General features: G+C 72.5%; 21 protein-coding genes. 13 read left to right on the plus strand and 8 right to left on the minus strand.

What is annotated here, in order from left to right; all coding sequences use genetic code 11:
• The first annotated feature begins 78 nt into the window (after positions 1 to 78).
• Positions 79 to 948, plus strand: coding sequence for a class II glutamine amidotransferase (locus CG719_RS09445; protein ID WP_100568084.1), 870 nt, complete (start codon positions 79 to 81; stop codon positions 946 to 948).
• Between the two features lie 24 nt (positions 949 to 972).
• On the opposite strand, the gene ku is transcribed toward CG719_RS09445, so the two are convergent.
• Positions 973 to 2,028, minus strand: a complete 1,056-nt coding sequence (gene ku, locus CG719_RS09450) for a non-homologous end joining protein Ku (RefSeq protein ID WP_100568085.1) — start codon at positions 2,026 to 2,028, stop codon at positions 973 to 975.
• Positions 2,029 to 2,139: 111 nt separating this feature from the next.
• Here ku and ligD point away from each other — a divergent pair, with 111 nt between their 5' ends.
• Complete coding sequence (ligD, locus tag CG719_RS09455) at positions 2,140 to 3,021, plus strand: non-homologous end-joining DNA ligase (protein ID WP_100568086.1); 882 nt, start codon at positions 2,140 to 2,142, stop codon at positions 3,019 to 3,021.
• A 180-nt stretch (positions 3,022 to 3,201) separates the two neighbouring features.
• Here ligD and CG719_RS09460 read toward each other — a convergent pair whose 3' ends face one another.
• Positions 3,202 to 4,014 carry a nuclease-related domain-containing protein gene (locus CG719_RS09460; RefSeq protein ID WP_100568087.1) on the minus strand — a complete coding sequence of 271 codons (813 nt, stop codon included), beginning with the start codon at positions 4,012 to 4,014 and terminating at the stop codon, positions 3,202 to 3,204.
• Positions 4,015 to 4,114: 100 nt separating this feature from the next.
• On the opposite strand from CG719_RS09460, the gene CG719_RS09465 reads away from it, so the two are divergent.
• From CG719_RS09465 to CG719_RS09495, 7 genes are all read left to right on the plus strand, one after another.
• Positions 4,115 to 4,621: a protein-tyrosine phosphatase family protein gene (locus CG719_RS09465; RefSeq protein ID WP_100568088.1), complete on the plus strand. Its 507-nt coding sequence runs from the start codon at positions 4,115 to 4,117 to the stop codon at positions 4,619 to 4,621.
• A gap of 161 nt (positions 4,622 to 4,782) precedes the next feature.
• A complete protein-coding gene (locus CG719_RS09470) occupies positions 4,783 to 5,568 on the plus strand; it encodes a hypothetical protein (RefSeq protein ID WP_100568089.1) in 786 nt (261 codons plus the stop codon).
• Entirely contained in the window at positions 5,565 to 6,872 is a 1,308-nt protein-coding gene (locus CG719_RS09475) for a sensor histidine kinase (RefSeq protein ID WP_100568090.1), read from the plus strand. The genes CG719_RS09470 and CG719_RS09475 overlap by 4 nt, the downstream gene beginning before the upstream one ends.
• 141 nt (positions 6,873 to 7,013) lie before the next feature.
• On the plus strand, positions 7,014 to 7,517 hold the full coding sequence (locus CG719_RS09480) for an SH3 domain-containing protein (RefSeq protein ID WP_100568091.1): 504 nt from the start codon (positions 7,014 to 7,016) through the stop codon (positions 7,515 to 7,517).
• Positions 7,518 to 7,560: 43 nt separating this feature from the next.
• A complete protein-coding gene (locus CG719_RS09485; protein ID WP_100568092.1) occupies positions 7,561 to 8,922 on the plus strand; it encodes an FtsW/RodA/SpoVE family cell cycle protein in 1,362 nt (453 codons plus the stop codon).
• A 19-nt stretch (positions 8,923 to 8,941) separates the two neighbouring features.
• Complete coding sequence (locus tag CG719_RS09490; RefSeq protein ID WP_100568093.1) at positions 8,942 to 10,411, plus strand: penicillin-binding transpeptidase domain-containing protein; 1,470 nt, start codon at positions 8,942 to 8,944, stop codon at positions 10,409 to 10,411.
• A gap of 44 nt (positions 10,412 to 10,455) precedes the next feature.
• Positions 10,456 to 10,974, plus strand: coding sequence for a DUF3291 domain-containing protein (locus CG719_RS09495; RefSeq protein ID WP_100568094.1), 519 nt, complete (start codon positions 10,456 to 10,458; stop codon positions 10,972 to 10,974).
• Here CG719_RS09495 and CG719_RS09500 read toward each other — a convergent pair.
• Positions 10,956 to 12,068: a ferritin-like domain-containing protein gene (locus CG719_RS09500; RefSeq protein ID WP_100568095.1), complete on the minus strand. Its 1,113-nt coding sequence runs from the start codon at positions 12,066 to 12,068 to the stop codon at positions 10,956 to 10,958. The two genes, CG719_RS09495 and CG719_RS09500, sit on opposite strands and share 19 nt — an antisense overlap.
• 152 nt (positions 12,069 to 12,220) lie before the next feature.
• Between CG719_RS09500 and CG719_RS09505 the strand changes: the two genes are divergently transcribed.
• The 4 genes from CG719_RS09505 (at position 12,221) to CG719_RS09520 (ending at position 15,404) form a co-directional block, all read left to right on the plus strand.
• Positions 12,221 to 13,159: an AurF N-oxygenase family protein gene (locus tag CG719_RS09505; RefSeq protein WP_100568096.1), complete on the plus strand. Its 939-nt coding sequence runs from the start codon at positions 12,221 to 12,223 to the stop codon at positions 13,157 to 13,159.
• A 49-nt stretch (positions 13,160 to 13,208) separates the two neighbouring features.
• Entirely contained in the window at positions 13,209 to 13,868 is a 660-nt protein-coding gene (locus tag CG719_RS09510) for a TetR/AcrR family transcriptional regulator (protein ID WP_100568097.1), read from the plus strand.
• Positions 13,861 to 14,181, plus strand: coding sequence for a hypothetical protein (locus tag CG719_RS09515; RefSeq protein ID WP_199836572.1), 321 nt, complete (start codon positions 13,861 to 13,863; stop codon positions 14,179 to 14,181). The genes CG719_RS09510 and CG719_RS09515 overlap by 8 nt, the downstream gene beginning before the upstream one ends.
• Positions 14,182 to 14,285: 104 nt before the next feature.
• Positions 14,286 to 15,404, plus strand: coding sequence for a C40 family peptidase (locus CG719_RS09520; protein ID WP_100568099.1), 1,119 nt, complete (start codon positions 14,286 to 14,288; stop codon positions 15,402 to 15,404).
• A gap of 188 nt (positions 15,405 to 15,592) precedes the next feature.
• Here the strand turns inward: CG719_RS09520 and CG719_RS09525 are convergent, their stop codons facing one another.
• From CG719_RS09525 to CG719_RS09545, 5 genes are all read right to left on the minus strand, one after another.
• Complete coding sequence (locus tag CG719_RS09525; RefSeq protein WP_100568100.1) at positions 15,593 to 16,855, minus strand: styrene monooxygenase/indole monooxygenase family protein; 1,263 nt, start codon at positions 16,853 to 16,855, stop codon at positions 15,593 to 15,595.
• A gap of 61 nt (positions 16,856 to 16,916) precedes the next feature.
• A complete protein-coding gene (locus tag CG719_RS09530; RefSeq protein WP_100568101.1) occupies positions 16,917 to 17,558 on the minus strand; it encodes a GTP-binding protein in 642 nt (213 codons plus the stop codon).
• The gene (locus CG719_RS09535) at positions 17,539 to 17,955 is read right to left on the minus strand and encodes a DUF742 domain-containing protein (RefSeq protein WP_100568102.1); all 417 of its coding nucleotides are present in this window, start codon (positions 17,953 to 17,955) and stop codon (positions 17,539 to 17,541) included. Before CG719_RS09535 ends, CG719_RS09530 begins: the two co-directional genes overlap by 20 nt.
• Positions 17,952 to 18,494, minus strand: a complete 543-nt coding sequence (locus tag CG719_RS09540) for a roadblock/LC7 domain-containing protein (protein WP_100568103.1) — start codon at positions 18,492 to 18,494, stop codon at positions 17,952 to 17,954. Before CG719_RS09540 ends, CG719_RS09535 begins: the two co-directional genes overlap by 4 nt.
• The gene (locus CG719_RS09545; protein WP_234375497.1) at positions 18,491 to 21,514 is read right to left on the minus strand and encodes a sensor histidine kinase; all 3,024 of its coding nucleotides are present in this window, start codon (positions 21,512 to 21,514) and stop codon (positions 18,491 to 18,493) included. Before CG719_RS09545 ends, CG719_RS09540 begins: the two co-directional genes overlap by 4 nt.
• Positions 21,515 to 21,613: the final 99 nt, after the last annotated feature.

Below are 21,613 nucleotides of genomic sequence, written 5' to 3' on the forward strand. Positions count from 1 at the left end.
ATCTTCACGGAAGGCCCGGTTCGTGACCTGGGGGCGGGGAACTCGTGGAGGGCTGGCCGACAACCGCGGAGGAAGCCGATGTGCCGTCTGTTCGGACTCAGCAGCGCGCCGCGGCGTACTCGCGCCACCTTCTGGCTGCTGGACGCCCCCGACAGTCTCAGCCGGCAGAGTCACCGCGATCCGGACGGCACCGGGCTCGGTTACTTCGCGGCGGACGGCACCCCGCGGGTCGACAAGGCGCCGATCGCCGCCTACCGGGACCGCGGGTTCGCCGAGGAGGCACGGCAGGTGGAGTCCACCACCTTCCTCGCCCATGTGCGGTTCGCCTCGACCGGCAGCCTGGAAGCGCGCAACACCCACCCCTTCGAGCAGGAAGGGCGGCTGTTCGCGCACAACGGGGTGGTCGAGGGCCTCGACGCGCTCGACGACCACCTGGGCGAGGACCGGTCACTGGTCAGGGGCGACACCGACTCGGAGCGGTTCTTCGCCCTCGTCACCCGCGAGACCCGCGAACACGGCGGCGACGTCACCGCCGGCATCACGCGTGCCGCGCGCTGGATCGCCGGGCATCTGCCCGTCTACGCCCTCAACCTGGTCCTCGTCACCCCGGACCAACTGTGGGCGCTGCGCTACCCCGACACCCACGAGCTGTACGTCCTCCAGCGCGCGGCGGGCGGCCGGCACGGCACCCGGCACCTCGACCACAGCGGCAGCAACGGGCGGATGCGCGTGCACTCCGAGGCTCTGGCCGCACACCCGGCCGTCGTGGTGGCCAGCGAGCGCATGGACGACAACCCGGACTGGCGGCTGCTGGAGGCGGGCGAACTGCTCCATGTCGACTCCGGCCTGCACACCACCGGCCGGCTCGCCCTGCCCGAGCCGCCGGCCCACCCCCTCACCCTCGACGACCTGCGCCCCGACGCGGCCGCCTCGCAGAAGGCCGCGTAGGTCCAGTCGTGCGAGGGGCGGTTCTCACGCCGTGCGTTTGCGGGAGGCCGTCTTCTTGGCCGGGGTCTTCTTCGTCGTGTTCTTGGGGGTCGATGCGGTCTTCTTCGCGGTCCGCGACGACTGCGCCGACTTGGAGGTGGACTTCTTCGCGGCGGCCGTCTTCTTGGCCGCGGTCTTCTTGGCCGCGGGAGCCGACTTCCCGGTGGTGGTCTTCTTGGCCGCGCCGCCCGCTCGCTTGCCGCGCGGGAGGTGCCTGACCTCGGCCTCCTCCGCCGGTTCCCCGGTCTCCTCCCCCACTTCCTCACCCCTGGACTGCCTGGCCGCCCGCACACTGTTCTCCAGGGCGGCCATCAGGTCGAGGACCTTGCCGCCAGGGGCGGGTTCGGGAGCCTCGGGGGGCGCCTCGCCGGCGGCCTTCGCGGCGATGACCTCCTCCAGCGCCTCGCGGTACTCGTCGTGGAGATCCTGGAGGTCGACCTCGCCCAGGGTGTCCATGAGGGCGTCGGCGAGGTCCAGCTCCTTGTCCCGGACGGTGACGTCGACTTCCGGGGCCACGCCCTGCGGGGCGCGGATCTCGTCGGGCCAGAGCAGGCCGTGCATGGCGATGACGTCGTCCACCACACGGAGCATGCCCAGGCGCTCGCGGCCGCGCAGGGCGAACTTCGCGATCGCCACCTTCCGGCTGCGCTTGAGGGCCTCGCGCAGCAGGGTGTACGGCTTGGCGGCGGGAGCGCCGCTCGCCGCCAGGTAGTACGCGTTCTCCATCTGGAGCGGGTCGATCCGGTCGGCCGGGACGAAGGCCACGATGTCGATCGTCTTCGCGGTGGGCAGCGGCAGGTGGGCCAGGTCCTCGTCGGTGATCGGGACGATGGAGCCGTCCGCGTCCTCGTAGGCCTTGCCGATCTCCGCCTGGGTGACCTCGCGCTCCTCCAGTTCGCACACCTTGCGGTAGCGGATGCGGCCGCCGTCCTCGGTGTGGATCTGGCGGAAGGAGATGGCGTGGCTCTCGGTCGCGTTCACGAGCTTGATCGGGATGCTGACCAGGCCGAACGAGATGGCGCCGTTCCAAATGGATCGCACGGGGAGCACCTTCCGGATCGGATCAGGACGATCTGCTTGGTCTGATTGCGCTGACTGCCCAGGCTGCTCCTTTTGTCCTGTTTCAAGTAGTTTCCATGGTTTTCTTATCGTATGGCGCCGATCACGGAGGTGGAGGGGCGACGGCTCGCGCTCAGCAACCTGGACAAGGTGCTGTATCCCGCGAGCGGGTTCACCAAGGGCGAGGTGCTGCACTACTACGCGACGACCGCCGAGGCACTGCTGCCCCATCTGCGCGACCGGCCGGTGTCCTTCCTGCGCTACCCGGACGGGCCGGACGGGCAGGTGTTCTTCGCCAAGAACGTGCCGCCGGGTACGCCCGAGTGGGTGACGACGGCCGAGGTGCCGAAATCGGCGGGGGCGGCGCGGATGGTGCTGGTGCAGGATCTGGCGAGCCTCATGTGGGCGGCCAACCTGGTGACCGAGTTCCACACCCCGCAGTGGGTGGTCGAGGCGCCCGCGGAGGCCGACCGGCTGGTGTTCGACCTGGATCCGGGGGCGCCGGCGAGCGTGGTGGACTGCTGCCGGGTGGCGTTGTGGCTGCGGGAGCGGCTGGCCGGGGACGGGATCGAGGCGTACGCGAAGACGTCCGGATCGAAGGGGCTGCATCTGCTGGCCGCGGTGAGGGGGGCTTCCAGCGCGCGGTCGTCCGACTATGCGAAGGGGCTCGCCGTGGAGGCGGAGCGCGCGATGCCCGAGCTGGTGCTGCACCGGATGACGCGGAGTCTGCGGCCGGGGAAGGTGTTCGTCGACTGGAGTCAGAACGCGGCGCGCAAGACCACGGCGGCGCCCTACACGCTGCGGGCGCGCCAGGAGCCGACGGTCTCCGCGCCGGTCACGTGGGACGAGGTGGCGGGGTGCCGGACGCCGGGGCGGCTGGAGTTCCGGGCACGGGACATCGCGCCCCGGCTGCGGGATCACGGCGACCTGCTGGCGCCCCTGCTGGACCCGGGACGCGCGGCCGCGCTGCCGTGAGCGGGAACCGGCCGCCCGGTCACGCCATCTCAGGGAAACCCGGCCGCCCGGTCACATCCGCTCGGCCGGAACACGGTCATCCGGTCACACCCACTCGGGGCGAACCGGGGCGGCCGTCCGGTCAGCCTCCCGAGCCCGACCGTCCCCCGGCACAGCCGCCCCCTCGGCCCGGCCGCCCTCTCACACCCTCTCCCACGTCCTGCGGTCCCTCGCCATCGCGTGGAGTGCTTCCACGTCCGCCGGTTTCAGCTGGCCGCCCAGGCGGGTCAGGTCCCCGAGGACGGCGAGTTCGAGGACGCGTACGCCCCTGGGCGGCGCGGTGACGTGAAGGGCCGCCGGGTCCGTGAGGACCAGGACGGGGCGCACCTCGGCCGTCAGCGCGTAGGAGGCTCGGTCGGCCCGGCTGCGGAGGTCGCGCAGGAGGGGCGCGGGGTCGTGGCGGCCGAGGACGACCATCGGGTCGTCGATGCGGACGCGCTGCTTGCGGGCGTACAGGGCGTGGACGGCGAAGAGGCCGCCCGGGCCGATGACCAGGTGGTGGATGCGGTCGCCGCCGGGCAGCGGGACGGAGTGGAGAGCGTGCCAGCCCGCGCCGTCGAGGTGGTCCAGGGCCTCGCCCACCGTCTGCTCGGCGGTCAGGGCGCGGCGGCGCGGGTCCGGGCGCAGGCGGTGGGCGGGGGCGGGCTCGCGGTCGAGGGCGATCAGCAGCGCCTCGCCGGGGCGGTTGGGGGCGAGGTCGTCGTCCGGGTGCAGGCTCAGCCGGGCGAGTTCGGCGGGGGTGGGCACCGGGGGCGGGCCCACCGCGACCGGGCCGGTGAGGAAGGGGCCCAGGGCCTGGAGCACGTCTTCCTGCTCGCCCTCGCTGAGGAGGTTGACCCGGGCGGCCTCACGGTCGTACCAGGCGATGTTCCTGCCGTCGGCCCGGCAGACGTAGAGCCGTTCCTGTCCGTGGCGCCAGGTCGGTATGACGCGCAGTCCGCGGTGTCCGCTCATGCACCATCACCCCCACGACCATGGGAACAGGCGGGGTGCTCCCGGGGCAAGAACCCGGCTACCTTTGAGGAGCGGTTGGCAGGGGAGTGGGGAGGCGCCGTTGCGGACCCGCGGGAAACAGCCCGACGTACCGGCTCCGGACAGCCCGTGGAGCGAGGTCGTGCCCGGCCTGTGGATGGGCGGGCACGAGTTCAGGACGCACTCCGGGCGGCTGGAGCTCGCCGTCGTGCGCGATGAGTTCGATCTTGTGCAGACCCTGCTCAGGCTGCCGGGCCACGGACCCGACCCGGGTGTCGAGCACCATGTGTGGCCGATACCCGACGGACCGCTGGACGGAACACAGCTCGCGGGGGTGATACGGCTGGCCCGGGCCGCCTGCGACGCCCTGGACCAGGACCGCCGGGTCCTCGTGCGCTGCTACTCCGGCTACAACCGCTCAGGGCTGGTGGTCGCGCACGCGCTGGTCCGGCAGGGGCGCTCCTCCGACGAGGCGATCCGTCTGATCCGCGCCCGCCGCTCCCCCTGGGCCCTCCACAACGAGCTGTTCGTCGACTATCTGCGGACGGGCCTGCCGACGGCACGGCTGCTGGAGGAGCTGGCCGAGTAACCGTTTCGCCCGGGCGCCGGACAAGCCGTTTCCCCGAGGGCTCGTACGCCGGAACCGAAAGCCGGTGAGCAAAAGGGACTTCCATACGAAACGAATAGGGTGTACGAGGCTGTCACCCGCGCCGCTCCCTCTCCTCCCGCTCCTCCAGCCACCGGAGAAACGTGTTCCGCAGACGCCCCGCCCTGGCCACCGCCCTGGTCACCCTTCTGACGGCGACGACGGCTGCCTGCGGCGACGCGGGCGGGCTGCGCGGCGCGGGGCCCACGCCGACCGCGGTCAGCCCGGCCCGGCTGTGGCCCTCGCTGCGCCCGGCGGCCAGCCCCGCCTGGCCCTACGACGAGATACAGATCGAGACGGTCAAGGGCGTCACCGCTCCCGGCGACGACATCCACGCGGTCGACCCGGTTGCCGTCGTACAGGCCGAGGTGACCGCGCATCCGGACGCCTACACGAGCGCCGAGGCGCCGTACCAGGACACGGCCGTCCGGCTGGCGGAGTGCGGCGGGGCGAAGGATCCGTCGCGGTGTCCCGTCATGCGGCCGTACTACCGGGACCTGACCGGTGACGGGCACGACGACATGGCACTGGGCTTCCGGCTGTACCCGACCAACCAGACCGCGGTGCGCGTCTACACGTTCGAGGGGCACCGGCTGGTGCAGGTGTTCGCCAACGACGACGCTGTGATCGGCGTGGAGCTGGCCGGGCGGGCCGTGATCATACGCTCGCCGGCCGGGATCGCCGGGTACGAGTACCGCACCACGTGGTCCTGGGATCCGGAGCAGCGGGCGATGGTGTTCTCGCGCGACGAGTTCCTGCGCACCGGGCGGCACCGGCCCACGCACGCGCGTACCCACGCGCCCCTCCCCTCCTCCCCGCCCCCGTCCGCCGGCAGTCCCTCTCCCTCCCCCTCCTCCCCCGCCGTCTCCTCCTCCGCGAGCGTGCGATGAGGGTCGCGCTGCCCCGGTGGGCGGGGACGCTCGCGGTGAAGGCCGCGGCCTTCATCACGGTGATGTGCTGCGCGCTCGCCGCGCTGCTCGGCGTCCTCGTGCACGTCTCGGTGACCGACCAGACCGTCGGCCAGGCGCGCGCCCTCGCCCTGTCCCGGCTGAAGGACGCCACGACCGCGTTCGAGTCCGGCGACACGCTGCTGCCGGGCGCAGGCGTCGACCCGGAGGGGTTGCCGGAGCGGCTGCGGCGGCTGGCGGCGAACGGGCAGCGCGGCACGATGGTCGACGTGCACCAGGGGCGGCCCACGATGTGGGCGGCCGGGCCCGCGGACCGGGGGCAAACGCTGGCCGTGGCGGTGGACTACTCGCAGCAGGCCCGCACCATCGACGCGCTGGACCAGTCCATCCTGTGGTCGTCGATGCTGGCGATCGGGGCGACGCTGCTGGTCGGCGCGTTCGCGGTGACCCGGGTGACCCGGCGGCTGCACGCCACCGCGCGCGTGGCCCGGCGGATCAGCGCGGGCGACCTGGACGCGCGCGTGCACGATCCGCTGGCGCGGGACGCGTCGCGTCCGCACGACGAGGTGGCCGCGGTCGCCGCGGCGCTGGACTCCATGGCGGCGTCGCTCCAGGGCAAGCTGCTGGCCGAGCAGCGGTTCACCGCGGATGTGGCGCACGAGCTGCGCACCCCGCTGACCGGGCTGCACGCGGCGGCCGAACTGCTGCCACCGGGCCGCCCCACCGAACTGGTGCGCGACCGGGTGGCCGCGCTGCGCACGCTCACCGAGGACCTGCTGGAGATCTCCCGGCTGGACACCGGGAGGGAACGGCCGGCCCTGGACGCCGGGCACCTGAGCTCGGTGGCGGAGCGAGCGGTGCGGGCGGCGGGGGCCGCGGCCGGGGCGGAGACGCAGGTCAGGGTCGTACGGGATGTGTATGTGGAGACCGACCGGCGGCGGCTGGAGCGGGTGCTGGGCAATCTGGTCGCCAACGCGCACGGCCACGGCCGGCCGCCGGTGGTGCTGACCGTCGACGGGCCGGTGGTCAGCGTGCGGGACCACGGCGACGGCTATCCGGAGTACCTCGTGGCGCACGGGCCGCAGCGCTTCCGCACGGAGGGCGGCGCGACCGGGCACGGGCTCGGGCTGACGATCGCCCTGGGCCAGGCGGAGGTGCTGGGCGCCCGGCTGGAGTTCGCCAACGCGCAGGACGGCGGGGCGGTGGCGACCCTGACGCTCCCTCAGACACCGCCCGCTCCCTCCGGAGCCCCCGCCCCTGGAAGGACCATGCCCACACCTGAATGACGGCCCGGATGACGGCCCCTCAGACGGCGGCGCCCCGATGGCCCAGCGTGACGGGCCCCCGGAATGCGGTGCTCCTAATGTGGCGGTTAGTCAGCTCTGTCCGGCCTCGATGGGCTTCGCCACTTCAGGTGGAGGTACTCCATGTCCCTGCGCTCCCCCCTCATCCGACTGGCCGTGGCGGCCGCCACCGGCGCACTCCTCTCCGCGGCCGCCGCGGCACCCGCCATCGCCGACGACGGCCGGAGCGGTCACCGGGCAGCGACCCCCCGACACAGCACGACCCCCGCCCACGGCACCACGCCCGAGCACAGCACGACCCCCGCACACGGCACGACACCCGAGCACGGCACCATGCCCGAGCACAGCACGGCCCGGCAGAACAGCGGCGCCCCCGACCACCCCCGCCCGCGCTTCACCCGGGGCGTCGTCACGGCCCGCGGCGGGCTCGCCCTGCGCACCCGCCCCGACCTCGACAGCCGGGTGCTGCGGCTGGCCCGGCCGGGCCGGCTCGTGTGGATCTTCTGCAGGACCCTGGGCGAGCCGGTCGACGGCACCCGGGTGTGGTACCTCCTCTCGGACGGCGTCTGGGCGTGGGGCTCGGCGCGGTACATCGCCACCATCGGGCCCACGCCACGCTGGTGCTGACCAGCAGGGCGGACAGGACGCGCCTTTTGGGTAGGTTCCGGACATGACCCAGGCCGGAATCCCCGTGGCGGCGGCCGCCCCGTCCGCGCCCGCCGTCCGCCTCCCCCGGCGCCGCGGTGTCGAACTCTCCCTCATCGTCCTCGCCGTCCTGCTGCCGGTGTGCGGCTACTGCGCCGTCGGCCTGGCGAGGAACGGCACCGTCCCGCCCGGCGCCGCCGGCTACGGCGCCGGGCTCGGCGTGCTCGCGCTGGTCGCGCACATCGCGGTGCGCCTGTGCGCGCCCTACGCCGACCCGCTGCTGCTGCCCATCGCCGTCCTGCTCAACGGGCTGGGCCTGGTGCTGATCTACCGGCTCGACCTGGAGACACCGGGCGACGAGGCCGCACCCGCCCAACTGGTGTGGTCCACGCTGGGCGTGGGGCTGTTCATCCTGGTGGTGCTCGTGCTGCGCGACCACCGGTGGCTCCAGCGCTACGCCTACCTGTGTGTCGCCTCCACGCTCGTCCTGCTCACGCTGCCCATCCTCTTCCCCGCCGTCAACGGCGCCCGGATCTGGATCCGGCTGGGCGGGTTCTCCATCCAGCCGGGCGAGTTCGCGAAGGTGCTGCTCGCGGTGTTCTTCGCCGCGTACCTGGCCGCCAACCGCGGGGCGCTGGCGTACAGCGGCCGCCAGGTGTGGCGGCTGCAACTGCCCACCGGGCGGGTGCTGGGGCCGGTAGTGACGATCTGGCTGCTGAGCGTCGTCGTCCTGGTCCTGGAACGCGACCTCGGCACCTCGCTGCTGTTCTTCGGCCTGTTCGTCGTCATGCTCTACGTGGCCACCGGCCGCACCGGCTGGATCGCGGTCGGACTGCTCCTCGCGGCGGCCGGTGCGGTCGCCGTCGGCCGGCTGGAACCGCACGTGCGCAGCCGGTTCGGGGAGTGGCTGCACCCGTTCGCGTCCATCGAGGCCGGTGAGGGGCCCGGCCAGGTGGCGCAGTCGCTGTTCTCGTTCGCGGCGGGCGGGTTGACCGGCACCGGCCTCGGCCTCGGCCACTCCACCCTCGTCGGCTTCGCCGTCAAGTCGGACTTCATCCTGGCCACCGCCGGGGAGGAACTGGGTCTGGCCGGGCTGTCCGCGGTCTTCCTGCTGTACGCACTGCTCGTCGAGCGCGGCTACCGGGCGGGCCTCGCCCTGCGCGACCCCTTCGGCCGGCTGCTCGCGATCGGGCTCGCCTCGCTCGTGGCGCTCCAGGTGTTCGTGATCGCGGGCGGGGTGACCGGCCTGATCCCGCTGACCGGTCTCGCGATGCCGTTCCTGGCCCAGGGCGGCTCGTCGGTCGTGACCAACTGGACGATCGTGGCGCTGCTGATCCGGGTGAGCCACGTGGCGCGCCGGGAGTACGACGGGACGCTGGCCCCATGACCGGTGAGGAGGGGGTCCGTTGACCCGGTGCATCCGGCACGCCGCGGCCTTCTGCGTGGTCCTGCTGGTGGCGCTCCTGCTGAACGTCGCCTGGTTGCAGGTGCTCCGGAGCCCGGCCTACGGCGGCAATCCGGCCAACCGCCGCCCCACCATCGCCCGTTACCAGCAGCCGCGCGGCGAGATCCTGGTCGGCGGCCGGCCGGTCACCGGATCCAAGGACACCGGGGAGCAGCTTCGCTTCGAACGGACCTACACGGACGGGCCGTTGTACGCGCCGGTGACCGGCTTCGCCTCGCAGCTCTACGGGACGACGTTCCTGGAGCACTCCGAGGACGGGGTGCTGTCGGGCTCGGATCCGATGCTCGCGGGGTTCGGGCCGTGGCGGGGCTTCGCGGGCGGGCGGAGCCCGGGCGGCAACGTCGTGACGACGATCGATCCGGCCGCCCAGCGGGCCGCGTTCGAGGGGCTGGGTGGCCGCAAGGGAGCGGTCGCGGCGATCGAGCCGACGTCGGGACGGATCCTGGCGCTGGTGTCCACGCCCTCGTACGACCCCTCGCTGCTGTCCGGGAACAGGCCGGCGGTGTCGGCGGTGTGGGCGCGGCTGAACGAGGACCCGGAGCAGCCGATGCTGAACCGGGCGGTGCGGCAGACATATCCGCCGGGGTCGACGTTCAAGGTGGTCACCGCGGCGGCCGCGCTGGACGCGGGCGTGGTGCGGGACCTGGACGAGCCGACCGGCTCCCCCGACCCGTACCAGTTGCCGGGCACGACGACCTGGCTCTACAACGAGGCCGACGACTGCCGGGACGCCTCGCTGCGGCATGCGTTCGAGTGGTCGTGCAACACGGTGTTCGCGAAGCTGGGCGTGGACGTGGGCGTGCGGGGGATGCGGGCCGCTGCGGAGGGGTTCGGCTTCAACGACAAGGGGGTGAGGATTCCCTTCTCGGTGTCGCCGAGCACCTTCGACACCCGGGTGGACCGGGCACAGCTCGCCCTGTCGTCGATCGGCCAGTACAACACGCGGGCCACTCCGCTGCAGATGGCGATGGTGGCGGCGGCGGTCGCGAACGGCGGGCAGGTACGGACGCCGTACCTCGTGGAGCGGACCACGCGCCAGAACGGCGGCACCGTGTCCGCGGCCGGCTCGCGGCCCGCCCGGCAGGTGATGCGTCCGACGACCGCGGCTCGGCTTCGGGAGCTGATGGCCGACGTGGTCACCGAGGGAACCGGCGGGAACGCGGCGATCCCCGGGGCCGTGGTGGGCGGCAAGACGGGCACCGCCCAGCACGGCCTGGGCAACGCCGGTACGCCGTACGCCTGGTTCGTCTCCTGGGCGCGGAACGACGACGACATGGCGCCGAGGGTCGCGGTCGCCGTGGTGGTGGAGGACGCGTCCGCGCGGCGGGGCGACATCAGCGGCGGCGGTACGGCGGCGCCGATCGCCAAGGCGGTGATGGAGAAGGTGCTGCACGCGCCGCCCGCAGGGTGAGACGGGGGTGCCGGGAGCGGCCGGGGCCGCCCTAACGTTCGGGCATGACGACTCCGGCATCGGTGTACGAACTCGCCCAGGTCAACATCTCCCGCCTCAACGCCCCATTGGACTCGCCCCGGTTGAAGGACTTCGTGGACGCGCTCGACCCGGTGAACGCCGACGCGGAGACCGCGGACGGTTTCGTCTGGCGGCTGAAGAGCGACTCGGGCAACGCGACGGACGTGGCGGTCTTCGGTGACGCGTGGCTGATCGTCAACATGTCGGTATGGCGGGACACGAAGGCCCTGACGGCCTACATGTACCGGGGCCGGCACCGGGAGATGCTCGCCCGCCGCCGGGAGTTCTTCGAGCGGCCGACGGAGGCGGTCACCGCGCTGTGGTGGGTTCCGGCGGGTCACCGTCCCACGGTGGCGGAGGCGGAGGAACGGCTCCTCCACCTCCGTGAACACGGTCCGGCCGAGTACGCGTTCACCCTGCGCGCGACGTTCCCGCCCCGGCGTGCGGTACCGGTGACCGGCGGGGTGCCCGAGGGGCCGGGTGATCAGCCGGTGAGGCGCTGACCCTCCTCGATCGCCTCCTCCACCTCCGCGACCCGCTCCCGCTCCTCGACCGCGAAGCGTTCCGCGTCCAGTTTCTCGGCGATCTCCTCGTCCTGGGCCATGAGCTGGTCCAGGCTGGAGTCGCCCATCTCGAAGACGCCCATGTCGACGTAGGCCTGCTGGAGGCGTTTGCCCCACAGGCCGATGTCCTTGACGCAGGGAACGATGCGGCTGAAGAGCAACTGGCGGAAGAGCTGGAGGAATTCGGAGCGCTCGCTGAGCTCGTCGGCCTCCGCCCTGGGGATGCCGAAGTTCTCCAGGACCTCCACCCCGCGCAGGCGGTCGCGCATCAAGTAGCAGCCCTCGATGACGAATTCCTCGCGTTCGCGCAGTTCGGCGTCGGTGAGCTGCCGGTAGTGGTCGCGCAGGGCCATGCGGCCGAAGGCCACGTGCCGGGCCTCGTCCTGCATGACGTAGGCGAGGATCTGCTTGGGCAGGGGCTTGTTCGTGGTGTCGCGGATCATGCCGAAGGCCGCCAGGGCGAGGCCTTCGATCAGCACCTGCATGCCCAGGTACGGCATGTCCCAGCGGCTGTCGCGGAGGGTGTCGCCGAGGAGGGACTGGAGGTTGTCGTTGATCGGGTAGAGCATCCCGATCTTCTCGTGCAGGAAGCGGCCGTAGATCTCGGCGTGCCGGGCTTCGTCCATGGTCTGGGTCGCGGAGTAGAACTTGGCGTCCAGGTCGGGCACGGACTCCACGATCCGCGCGGCGCAGATCATCGCGCCCTGCTCGCCGTGCAGGAACTGGCTGAACTGCCAGGCCGCGAAGTGGCGGCGCAGCTCGCCCTTGTCCCGGTCGGTCATCTTCGCCCAGTACGGGGTGCCGTAGAGGGTCATCGCCTCCTCGGGGGTGCCGAGCGGATCGTACGGGTCCACCTCCAGGTCCCAGTCGATCCGCTTCTGCCCGTCCCACTGCTTGTCCTTGCCCTTCTGGTAGAGGGCGAGGAGGCGGTCGCGGCCGTTGTCGTACTCCCAGCTGAAGCGAGCCGCGCCGGTCGCGGGGACCTGCCAGTGCGAGTCACCCGGGTTCCTGGCGTACAGGTCGTAGGTCGGCATACTCCGCAGGTTCACATGTAGACGCTGAGTCAACAAGTCGTGCGCGAGGCATTGACGGGCTTGCTGACAGGCAGTCTCATAAGAGACGGAGAACCTGACCGCCGGGTAACCGGCCGAGCCGGCCACATCCCGTACGACGAGGTGGGACAGCCATGACGACCGTGACGGAAGACGGCGCGCTCGCGGGCCTGCGCGACGCGCTCGGCCTGCTCAAGGACCGGGAGCAGGTGGCCGAGCGGCTGCTCGCCTCTTCCGCCAGGCACTCCTTCGACCCCGACAGGGAACTGGACTGGGACGCGCCCTTCGAGGAGGGCAAGTGGTTCTGGCCGCCGGAGCTGGTGTCGCTCTACGGCACGCCGCTGTGGAAGCGGATGGGCGAGGAGCAGCGGATCCTGCTGTCCCGGCACGAGGCCGCGGCGCTCGCCTCCCTCGGCATCTGGTTCGAGCTGATCCTCATGCAGCTCCTCGTACGGCACATCTACGACAAGGCGGCCACGAGCGCGCACGTGCGGTACGCGCTGACCGAGATCGAGGACGAGTGCCGGCACTCGAAGATGTTCGCCCGCCTGATAGCGCGCGGCGACACGCCCTGGTACCCGGTGAGCCGGACGCACCAGAACCTCGGCCGGCTCTTCAAGACGATCTCCACGACTCCCGGGTCCTTCACCGCGACCCTGCTGGGCGAGGAGGTCCTGGACTGGATGCAGCGGCTGACGTTCCCGGACGAGCGGGTGCAGCCGCTCGTCCGGGGCGTCACCCGCATCCACGTCGTGGAGGAGGCCCGCCATGTCCGGTACGCCCGCGAGGAGTTGCGCTGGCAGATGGTGACGGCGCCGAGGTGGTCGCAGGAGTTCACCCGGATCACCTCGGGCGAGTTCGCCCGGGTCTTCTCGATCGCCTTCGTCAACCCCGAGGTGTACACGAACGTGGGCCTCGACAAGCGGGAGGCGATGGCCCAGGTGAAGGCGAGCGGCCACCGGCGGGAGGTCATGCGGACGGGAGCGAGGCGTCTGACGGATTTCCTGGACGACATCGGCGTACTGCGCGGAGCGGGCCGCCGCCTCTGGCAGGCCTCGGGCCTCCTGCCCTGAAAAGCGCGGGCCCGGGTGGCGGCCGGGGCGGGCGATTACGCTGCTGGTCATGAGCCCTGCCGCGTCCAGTCCCGCGTACCGCCGCCTCAGTGTCGAGGAGCGGCGGGCCCAGTTGCTCGACGCGGCGCTGTCGCTCTTCGCGCACCGGGCACCCGAGGAGGTGTCGCTGGACGACGTGGCCGAGGCGGCGGGGGTGTCGCGGCCGCTGGTGTACCGGTACTTCCCGGGCGGCAAGCAGCAGCTGTACGAGGCCGCCCTGCGATCCGCCGCCGAGGAGCTGCGGCACTGCTTCGACGAGCCGCAGGAGGGCCCGCCGCTGCCCCGCCTCGCCCGCGCCCTGGACCGTTACCTGGCCTTCGTCGACCAGCACGACGCCGGGTTCACCGCGCTGCTCCAGGGCGGCAGCGTGGCGGAGACCTCCCGGACGACGGCCATCGTGGACGGCGTGCGCCGGGCCGCCGCCGAGCGGATCCTGAGCCATCTGGAGGTCGCGGACCCCGGCCCCCGGCTGCGCATGACCGTGCGGATGTGGATCACGGCCGTGGAGGCCGCCTCCCTGATCTGGCTGGACGAGGAGAAACAGCCGCCCGCCGAGGAGCTGCGGGACTGGCTGGTCGAGCAGTTCGTGGCCGTGCTGACCGTGACCGCCGCCCGGGACGCGCAGACCGCCGAGCTGGTGGGGCGCGCCCTGGCGCAGGCGGATGGCTGACACTGGTGCCGTGAAGAGCGAAAACACCCCCTTCGAGGGCGGCCCGATGGACGGGCGGGTGCTGCCCGTGCTGGTGGGGCCCACCGGGAACCCGCCGAAGACCTACCGCATCCCGGTGCCGGACGCCGCCGGCGGCCCGCCGACCGTGCTCGTCTACCGGCGGGTGCCGCGCGGGCACAGCAAGCGCCTGGGACTGCCCAGGGGGTGGAAGTACGAGTTCGATCCCGAGGGCAGGAGCGGCGGCCGGCTGAAATGGCCGTGGTCCAAGCCGGAGCCACGGGGCGGCGGCGAGCCCGACACCACCGGCGGGTGACGTCGTTGCGCCGTACGGCGCACCAACAGCACAGAAAGTCGGTTCATACGTCGAATCCTCACGTGCGGAGCGGAAACGCCGCCCGCAACACGGGAGGTGATGACGTGTCAGGACGAGTGCCGCGTCTGGTGTGTACGGCGGCGGTGGCCGCGCAGGCCGCCCTCGTACCGGTGGCCGCCGTGGCCGCGCCCGGGCCGCAGGAGCCCGGACAGCGGTCCGTCTCCGAGCTGCTGACGGATCTGCAGAAGCTGTACCGGCAGGCCGAGCAGGCCACCGAGACCTACAACGCCGGCGCCGAGCGGCTGAAACGGCAGCGCGTCGAGGCCGACCGCCTCGACGCCGACCTCGGCGCCGCCCGGCGCGCCCTGCGCGACAGCCGCACGCAGGCGGCACGGCTGGCCCTTCAGCAGTACCAGGGCAGCAGCACCGAACTCTCCCCGTACCTGCGGCTGCTGCTGGCACCCGACCCGCAGCAGGCACTGGCGGAGGGGCATCTGCTCGGGCAGCTGGCGCGGGAGCGGGCCGAGACGGTCAGGCGGCTCACCACCAACGAGAAGAAGGCCGCCGACCTCGCCGGCAAGGCCCGCAGGACACTCGACACCCGGGTCGCGCTCGCCCAGCGGCAGCAGCAGGCCCGGGACGACGTCCAGGCACGGCTGCACGACGTGGAGAAGCTGCTGGCCTCACTCAGCGCCGAACAGGTGACGGCGCTGGCCCGGACCGAGACGGACGGGGCCGCCGCGGCGCAGCGCTCGTTCCTGGCCTCCGGGGTACTCAGAGGCCTCCGCAGGCCGTCACGGGAGGGCGACGAGGCCGTGCGCTACGCCGTGCGCCAGCTCGGCAAGCCGTACCAGTGGGGCGCCACGGGGCCGCGGGCGTACGACTGCTCGGGGCTGACCTCGCAGGCCTGGGAGCACGCCGGGACGCCCATCCCGCGCACCAGCCAGGAGCAGTGGGCGCGGCTGAAACACATCCCGCTGCACGAGCTCAGGCCCGGCGACCTGGTCGTCTACTTCCCCGAGGCCACGCATGTCGCGCTCTACCTCGGCGACGGGATGGTGGTGCAGGCCCCGCGGCCCGGCAAGAGGGTGAAGGTCTCACCGGTCGCGGCCAACCCGGTGCTGGGCGCCGTACGGCCCGATCCGGGCGGGGAGCCCATGCGGCGGTACACACCGCCGGAGCTCCCCCGGGGCGCCCTGACCAAGCCTCACGCCCGTCTCTAGTGCTGTGGCCGGGAAGGTTTGCCGGAAAGCTCGCGGCGTCCGGTGCGGTACATCGCAAGGCGGAGCATCGCCCGCGTACTGGATGTACTCGGGTGATGCGACAACGCGGCTGGGGGTCCCCCCTGCTCGAAGAGCTTGGGGGAGCCGTGCCGGGCGTCGCGAGCCGGTGAACCTTTCCGGTCGCAGCACTAGGCGACGGACGCCTCGGAGACCTCGGCGAGATAGGCCTGGGCCTTGTCCGGGTCGAAGAAGAACTTCTCCAGATCGGCCGGGTCGTCGAAGCAGTTCACGAAGCGGTCGGCGACCGGCTGGAGCTGACCGGCCGCACCGAGGAGGTTCAGGACGTGCTCCGGCGGCGGGGCCAGCATGGCGTTGGTCCACTTCGTGACGTGCTGGGCGGTGGCCCAGTAGCGGTCGAACGTCTGCCGCATCCACGTCTCGTCGAACGGCTTGTCGCCGTGCTCGAGGATGGCGGCCAGGTACGCGGCGGCGCACTTGGAGGCCGAGTTGGAGCCCTGGCCGGTGATCGGGTCGTTGGCGACGACGACGTCGGCGACGCCGAGGACCAGCCCGCCGCCGGGCAGCCGGCCGACCGGCTTGCGCACGGTCGGCGCGTAGCGGCCTGCGAGCGTGCCGCCGGCGTCCGTGAGCTCGACGCCGGCGGTCCGGGCGTACTCCCAGGGCAGGAACGTCCTCATCAGGTCCAGCGTCAGGGCCAGGTGCTCGGACGGGTCCTTGATCCCCCGGAAGGCGTCGAGCGGGCCGCCGGGTATGCCCTCCCAGAACAGGATGTCGGCACGGCCGGACAGGGTGAGCGTCGGCATGATGAACATCTCGCCGACGCCGGGCACCAGGTTGCAGCGGACCGCGTCGAACTCCGGGTGCTCCGGACGCGTGCCCAGGCCGTGCACGTACGCCACCGCCAGCGCGCGCTGCGGCTCGCTGTACGGGGAGCGGGAGGCGTCCCGCTCGAACATCTTCACCAGCTCGCCCTTGCCCGCGGAGACGAGGACGAGGTCGTACGTACGGGAGAAGTAGTCCAGGTCGCCGACCGCGGCGCCGTGGATGACGAGCCGGCCGCCGCGCTGGGCGAACGTCTCCATCCAGCCGGCCATCTTCACCCGCTGGTCGACCGACTGCGCGTACCCGTCGAGCCGGCCCACCCAGTCGATCGCCCGCTGCGAGGGGCCGGGGTCGAAGGAGCCGGGGGCGGCGACCGAGACGCCGAGGCCCTCGATGTCCGGGGCCTGGTCCTCCCAGAAGTTCAGCTTCAGGTCCCGCTCGTGCTGGAGGGCCGTATGGAACATGCACTGCGTCGACATGACCCTGCCGGTGCGGATCTCGTCCGCGGTCCGGTTGGACATCAGGGTGACCTCGTACCCGTGCGACTGGAGTCCGAGGGCCAGCTGGAGACCGGACTGCCCGGCCCCCACGACGAGTATCTTCCGCATACGGGTGCTGCCTCCTACGGCTTCGGGACTGCGCGCTGGACTGCTCGGGGAGCGGGTGCGGTCACTCCTCGGGGGTCTCCTCGAGCGCGTGGGCCACCAGGGCCAGCAGGGTCTCGATGGCCGAGATCCGCCGCCGGGCGTCCATGATCATGACAGGTATGTGTGCGGGTATCGACAGGGCCTCCCGCACGTCCTCCGGGTCGAACTGCTCGCTGCCCTCGAAGTGGTTGACGGCGACGATGTACGGCAGCCCGCAGCTCTCGAAGTAGTCCAGCGCCGGGAAGCAGTCCTTCAGACGGCGGGTGTCGGCCAGGACCACGGCGCCGATCGCGCCGCGCACCAGGTCGTCCCACATGAACCAGAACCGCTGCTGGCCCGGCGTGCCGAACACGTAGAGCACGAGGTCGTCGTCGAGCGTGATCCGGCCGTAGTCCATGGCGACCGTGGTGGTCGTCTTGTCCGGCGTGTCGGTGAGGTCGTCGGTCCCCTCGCTCGCCTCGGTCATCAGCGCCTCGGTCTGCAGGGGCGTGATCTCCGAGACGGCGGTGACCAGCGTGGTCTTGCCGACGCCGAAGCCGCCGGCCACCACGATCTTCGTGGCGACCGGGGCGCGGGTGCGGTCCGTCTGCCAGGGCTGCGGGGCCTCGTCGGGCTCGGCGAGCGGGGGGACGCCCACAGCGGCGTCAGAGACGGCGGAGTCCACTCAGCACCCTTTCCAGCAGCGCGCGTTCCGGCCGGCCCGTGCCATGACCGGTTCCGGTTCCGTACACACGGATCTTTCCCTGGTCCGCGAGGTCGCTCAGCAGCACGCGGACCACGCCGAGCGGCATCTTCAGCAGCGCGGCGATCTCCGCCACCGTCCGCATCCGGCGGCACAGTTCGACGATGGCCCGCACCTCGGGCATGCCCGGGTGGGCGAGCGAGCCGCAGGTCAGCTCCTTGCGCTCCTCCGGGGCCTCGAGCGCGGCCACGAACGTCTCCACCTGGAGCACGTGGCCGAAGCGCGTACGGCCGCCGGTGAGCGAGTAGGGGCGGACGCGGGAGGCCTTGCGGTCACCGCCGCGGACCGGGAGCTGCCGTTTGGACGTACTGCCGCTCATCGGGCCGTCCCTTCGGTGCTCCCGTCGGTTTCCAGGGACTTGCGCAGCTCGCTGCGGAGTTCCGGCGTCAGGACGTGTCCGGCGCGGCCGACGAAGAGCGCCATGTGGTAGGCCACCACGCTCATGTCGCAGTCCGCGGAGCCGTGCACGCCGAGCAGGGACCCGTCGCTGATCGACATGACGAACAGGCTGCCCTCGTCCATCGCGACCATCGTGTGCTTGACCGTGCCGGAGTCCATCAGCTTGGCGGCGCCGAGCGTGAGGCTGCCGATGCCGGAGACGATGGTGGCGAGGTCGGCGGCGGAGCCGCGCGGGCCGGTGCGCCTGCCACCGGCCTGGCGGACCTTGTCGATGGGGGTCCCCCCGCGCGAGCTCGTTCGAGCGTGTGGGAGGTCGGGGTCCGAGGAGAGGAGCAGGAGGCCGTCGGAGGAGACGACGGCCACCGACTCGATGCCGGGGACCTCCTCGACGAGGTTCGTCAGCAGCCAGTGCAGGTTGCGGGCCTCACTGCTCAGTCCGAAGGTACTGGGCGCGGTCAACTGCTTGCCTCCTCGACTGTGCCCCCCGTGTTCTGATCGGCGATCTCCGCCTCCGCCTCGCGGTAGCCCTCCTGCGCTCCGCGGTGGAAGCCGCCCAGGCGGCGCCGGAGTGCCTCGGCGTCCACGGAAGCGTTGCGCTGGCGCGGGGCCGGGGCGGGGGCGGAGATCCTCGGGGTCCGCTTGGGCAGACCCTTGGCGGTGATCTCGTCCTCCGCCGCGTCGGGGGTGCGGTGGTGTTCCGCCTCGGCGTCGCCGTCGGCGGGGGCGTTCTGCTGCGGGGGCAGCGTGGTGCGGGCGGCCTCGGCGCGGGCTTCGCCCGCGAGCGGCGCCGGGGTCTCGGGCTCGCTCCCGGCCGCGGGGGTTTCCCGGCCGGGTGCGGACGGTGCCTGCGGGGCCCGCTCGTCGTCGGCGGGCGCGGGGTGCGGACGCGCCGGGTCCGGCTCGCCCGCGGGTGACGGAAGCAGAAGCTCCATCGTCGTCTCGACCAACGGCACCGAGTCCCCACCAACGGAACCCTCGGCGACCGGCTCTCCGGCGGCCGGGTCCTCGGCAGTGGGCTCTCCGGAGGTCAGTCCTCCGGTCGCCGCTCTGTCGGCGGCAGGTCCTCCGGCGGCCGGTCTCCCGGCAGCCGACTCTCCGGTGGCCGGGCCTCCGGCGGTCGGAACCTCAGCGGTCCGCACTCCGGCGCCCGGTCCCTCGGCGGCAGGTCCTCCGTCGGCCGGGCCTCCGGTGGACAGTTCCTCGGGGGTCGGCTTCTTCGTCGACGGGGTCTCGGTGGGACGGTCCTTGTCCGTCGCCTCTGCCTCGCGTACCGCCTTCTCGGCCAGGGCGACCAGGGGGTCGGTGCCCTCGGTGCGGGTGGGCAGGACGTTGGAGTTGGCCTCGGCCGCGGCGCCCGGCTGGGAGACCGCGGAGGTCTCGCCGGGGGCCGGGGCGGAGTCCGCGACGGCGGAGGCGGGCGCGGCCGCCAGCACGGACTTGGGGACGACCACGACAGCCGCGATGCCGCCCTGCTTCTGCTCGCGCAGCTGCACGCGCACACCGTGCCGGTGGGCGAGGCGGGCCACGACGTACAGGCCGAGGCCCAGACCCTGGTCGCCCTCCTCGTCGTAGGCGGACTTCGGGTCGAACTCGGTGAGCCGGACGTTGAGGCGGGCCAGCCGCTCCTCGGGCACGCCGATGCCCTCGTCCTGGACGGAGAGCATGACCTCGCCGTTCTCCAGGAGCCAGCCGGAGACCTCGACGGGCTGGTCGGGCGGGGAGAACGAGGTGGCGTTCTCCAGGAGTTCGGCCAGCAGGTGGGACAGGTCGTCCGCCGCGAAGCCCGCGACATGCGCGTGCGGCGGCAGGGCGGCGATACGGACGCGCTCGTAGCGCTCGATCTCGCTGACCGCGGCGCGTACGACGTCGACCAGCGGGACCGGCCCGGCGTGCTGCTGGACGTGCTCGGAGCCGGCCAGCACCAGCAGGTTCTCGCTGTGCCGGCGCATCACCGTGGCGAAGTGGTCGAGCTTGAAGAGGGTGGACAGGCGGTCGGGGTCCTGCTCCCGGTCCTCCAGGCCCTCGATGACGGTGAGTTGCCGCTCCACCAGACCCAGCGTGCGCAGCGCGAGATTGACGAAGCTGCCGCCTATGCCGCTGCGCATCCGGTCCAACTGAGCGGCGGAGTCGGCGAGTTCGGCGTGCAGCTGCTCACGGGCGTCGGCCATCTTCTGGCGCTGGCCGACCAGGTGCTTGCGGTCGGTCTCCAGCGTGGCGATGCGCTCGGTGAGCGTGACGGCCTGCGCGTGCAGGGTGTTGACCGAGCGGACGACCTGCGCGAACTCGTCGTTGCGGCCGGTGAACTTGACGGGTTCCTCGGTGGCCGGGTCCTGCGCTCCGGCCAGCCGCGCCGAGCCCAGGCGCAGCACCGCGAGCGGCCGGGTCAGGGTCCGGGCGAGTCCGGTGGCGATGCCGATGGTGACCAGCAGCAGGCCGCCGAGCAGCGCGACGCGGATCTCCAGCGCGGTGACGTCGTCGTCGCGGAGCTGCGCCAGGTCCTTGGTGCGGTGGTCGTACAGGGAGGACTCGGCGCCGCGCATCAGGTCGACGCGGGCGCTGAGCGCGGCGTCGGCCTTGGTGACGCTGGTGGCCAGGTCGCTGCCGGAGAGCGTGGGCTGCCCGGTCAGCGCGGCGAGGTACTTGTCCGCGGTGTCGACCTCGGCTCCGCTCACCGTGGAGTCGTACGCCGCGAGGGCCTCCTTGGGCGCGGTGTCGCGGAAGCCGGCGAGGGCGGCGTCCGAGCGCAGCCGGGCCTGCTGGGCGGCGGTGCTCAGGGCGTCGCGCTGCTTGGTGTCGGCCTCCGAGGAGGTGGCGGTCTGGGTGGGCAGGCCGGTGACGGGGTCGTAGACGGTCTGCGTGGTGTGCGGCACGTTCAGTGCCGCGAGCAGCAGTCCGCGGGTGGCGGCGGCCTGCTGGACGGCTGTGTCGAGCTGGGCGAGCGCGTGGGCGCCGGCGCCGGCCCGTGTGGGCATCCGCTCGGCCAGCTGCTCGGCGAGCTTGTGCAGCTCGGTGATGGCGGCGGAGTAGGCCTGGTGGACCTCGAGGGCGGTGCTCTTCCCGGTGAGCGCTGAGCGGCGCACGGCGGCGATGCCGTCGAGGTCCTCGCGCAGCCAGGCGGGTGTGTCGGTGTCGGCGCGCAGCTCGTCGACCTGGCGGTCCACGCGGGCGCTGCTCTGCTCGGAGGGCGCCTTGGCGCCGGGGCGGCCGGCCGCGACGTAGGAGGTGACCTCGTCGCGCTCGTCGGCCAGCGAGTGGGCGAGGCCGAGCGCGTCCTGGGTCTGCCCGGCGAGCGTCACCAGGTTCTGGGTGTCGTTCACCTGCCCGGAGGCGGCTATCAAGGAGGGCGCGCCCGCACCGGCCACCGCGGCCGCCACGACGGCGACGGCGGCGATCAGCCGGTTGCGTACGTGTGTGGGACGGCCCTTGCCGACGGGGGTGACGGGGGGCGTGCCGGGCGTCTGCGCCGGGGCTCCTGCCATGGCCGTCTGCTTGCCTGCGCGCCGAGGCCGCTTCTTCTGCACCGGTGCTCGCATTCCTGTACTCGTGTACTCATGGGCCCGGGTGGTGCCCCGTCAGCT

This window comes from Streptomyces sp. CB01373, assembly GCF_002803075.1.
In the GTDB taxonomy this organism is placed as follows: Bacteria; Actinomycetota; Actinomycetes; order Streptomycetales; family Streptomycetaceae; genus Streptomyces.

Bases quoted from the DNA above. Each gene is read 5' to 3' on its own strand.
- CG719_RS09445 (WP_100568084.1), top strand. From the start codon at position 79: ATGTGCCGTCTGTTCGGACTCAGCAGCGCGCCGCGGCGTACTCGCGCC.
- ligD (WP_100568086.1), top strand. From the start codon at position 2,140: ATGGCGCCGATCACGGAGGTGGAGGGGCGACGGCTCGCGCTCAGCAAC.
- CG719_RS09460 (WP_100568087.1), bottom strand. From the start codon at position 4,014: ATGAGCGGACACCGCGGACTGCGCGTCATACCGACCTGGCGCCACGGA.
- CG719_RS09475 (WP_100568090.1), top strand. From the start codon at position 5,565: ATGAGGGTCGCGCTGCCCCGGTGGGCGGGGACGCTCGCGGTGAAGGCC.
- CG719_RS09480 (WP_100568091.1), top strand. From the start codon at position 7,014: ATGTCCCTGCGCTCCCCCCTCATCCGACTGGCCGTGGCGGCCGCCACC.
- CG719_RS09485 (WP_100568092.1), top strand. From the start codon at position 7,561: ATGACCCAGGCCGGAATCCCCGTGGCGGCGGCCGCCCCGTCCGCGCCC.
- CG719_RS09495 (WP_100568094.1), top strand. From the start codon at position 10,456: ATGACGACTCCGGCATCGGTGTACGAACTCGCCCAGGTCAACATCTCC.
- CG719_RS09500 (WP_100568095.1), bottom strand. From the start codon at position 12,068: ATGCCGACCTACGACCTGTACGCCAGGAACCCGGGTGACTCGCACTGG.
- CG719_RS09505 (WP_100568096.1), top strand. From the start codon at position 12,221: ATGACGACCGTGACGGAAGACGGCGCGCTCGCGGGCCTGCGCGACGCG.
- CG719_RS09510 (WP_100568097.1), top strand. From the start codon at position 13,209: ATGAGCCCTGCCGCGTCCAGTCCCGCGTACCGCCGCCTCAGTGTCGAG.
- CG719_RS09515 (WP_199836572.1), top strand. From the start codon at position 13,861: ATGGCTGACACTGGTGCCGTGAAGAGCGAAAACACCCCCTTCGAGGGC.
- CG719_RS09525 (WP_100568100.1), bottom strand. From the start codon at position 16,855: ATGCGGAAGATACTCGTCGTGGGGGCCGGGCAGTCCGGTCTCCAGCTG.
- CG719_RS09535 (WP_100568102.1), bottom strand. From the start codon at position 17,955: ATGAGCGGCAGTACGTCCAAACGGCAGCTCCCGGTCCGCGGCGGTGAC.
- CG719_RS09545 (WP_234375497.1), bottom strand. From the start codon at position 21,514: ATGGCAGGAGCCCCGGCGCAGACGCCCGGCACGCCCCCCGTCACCCCC.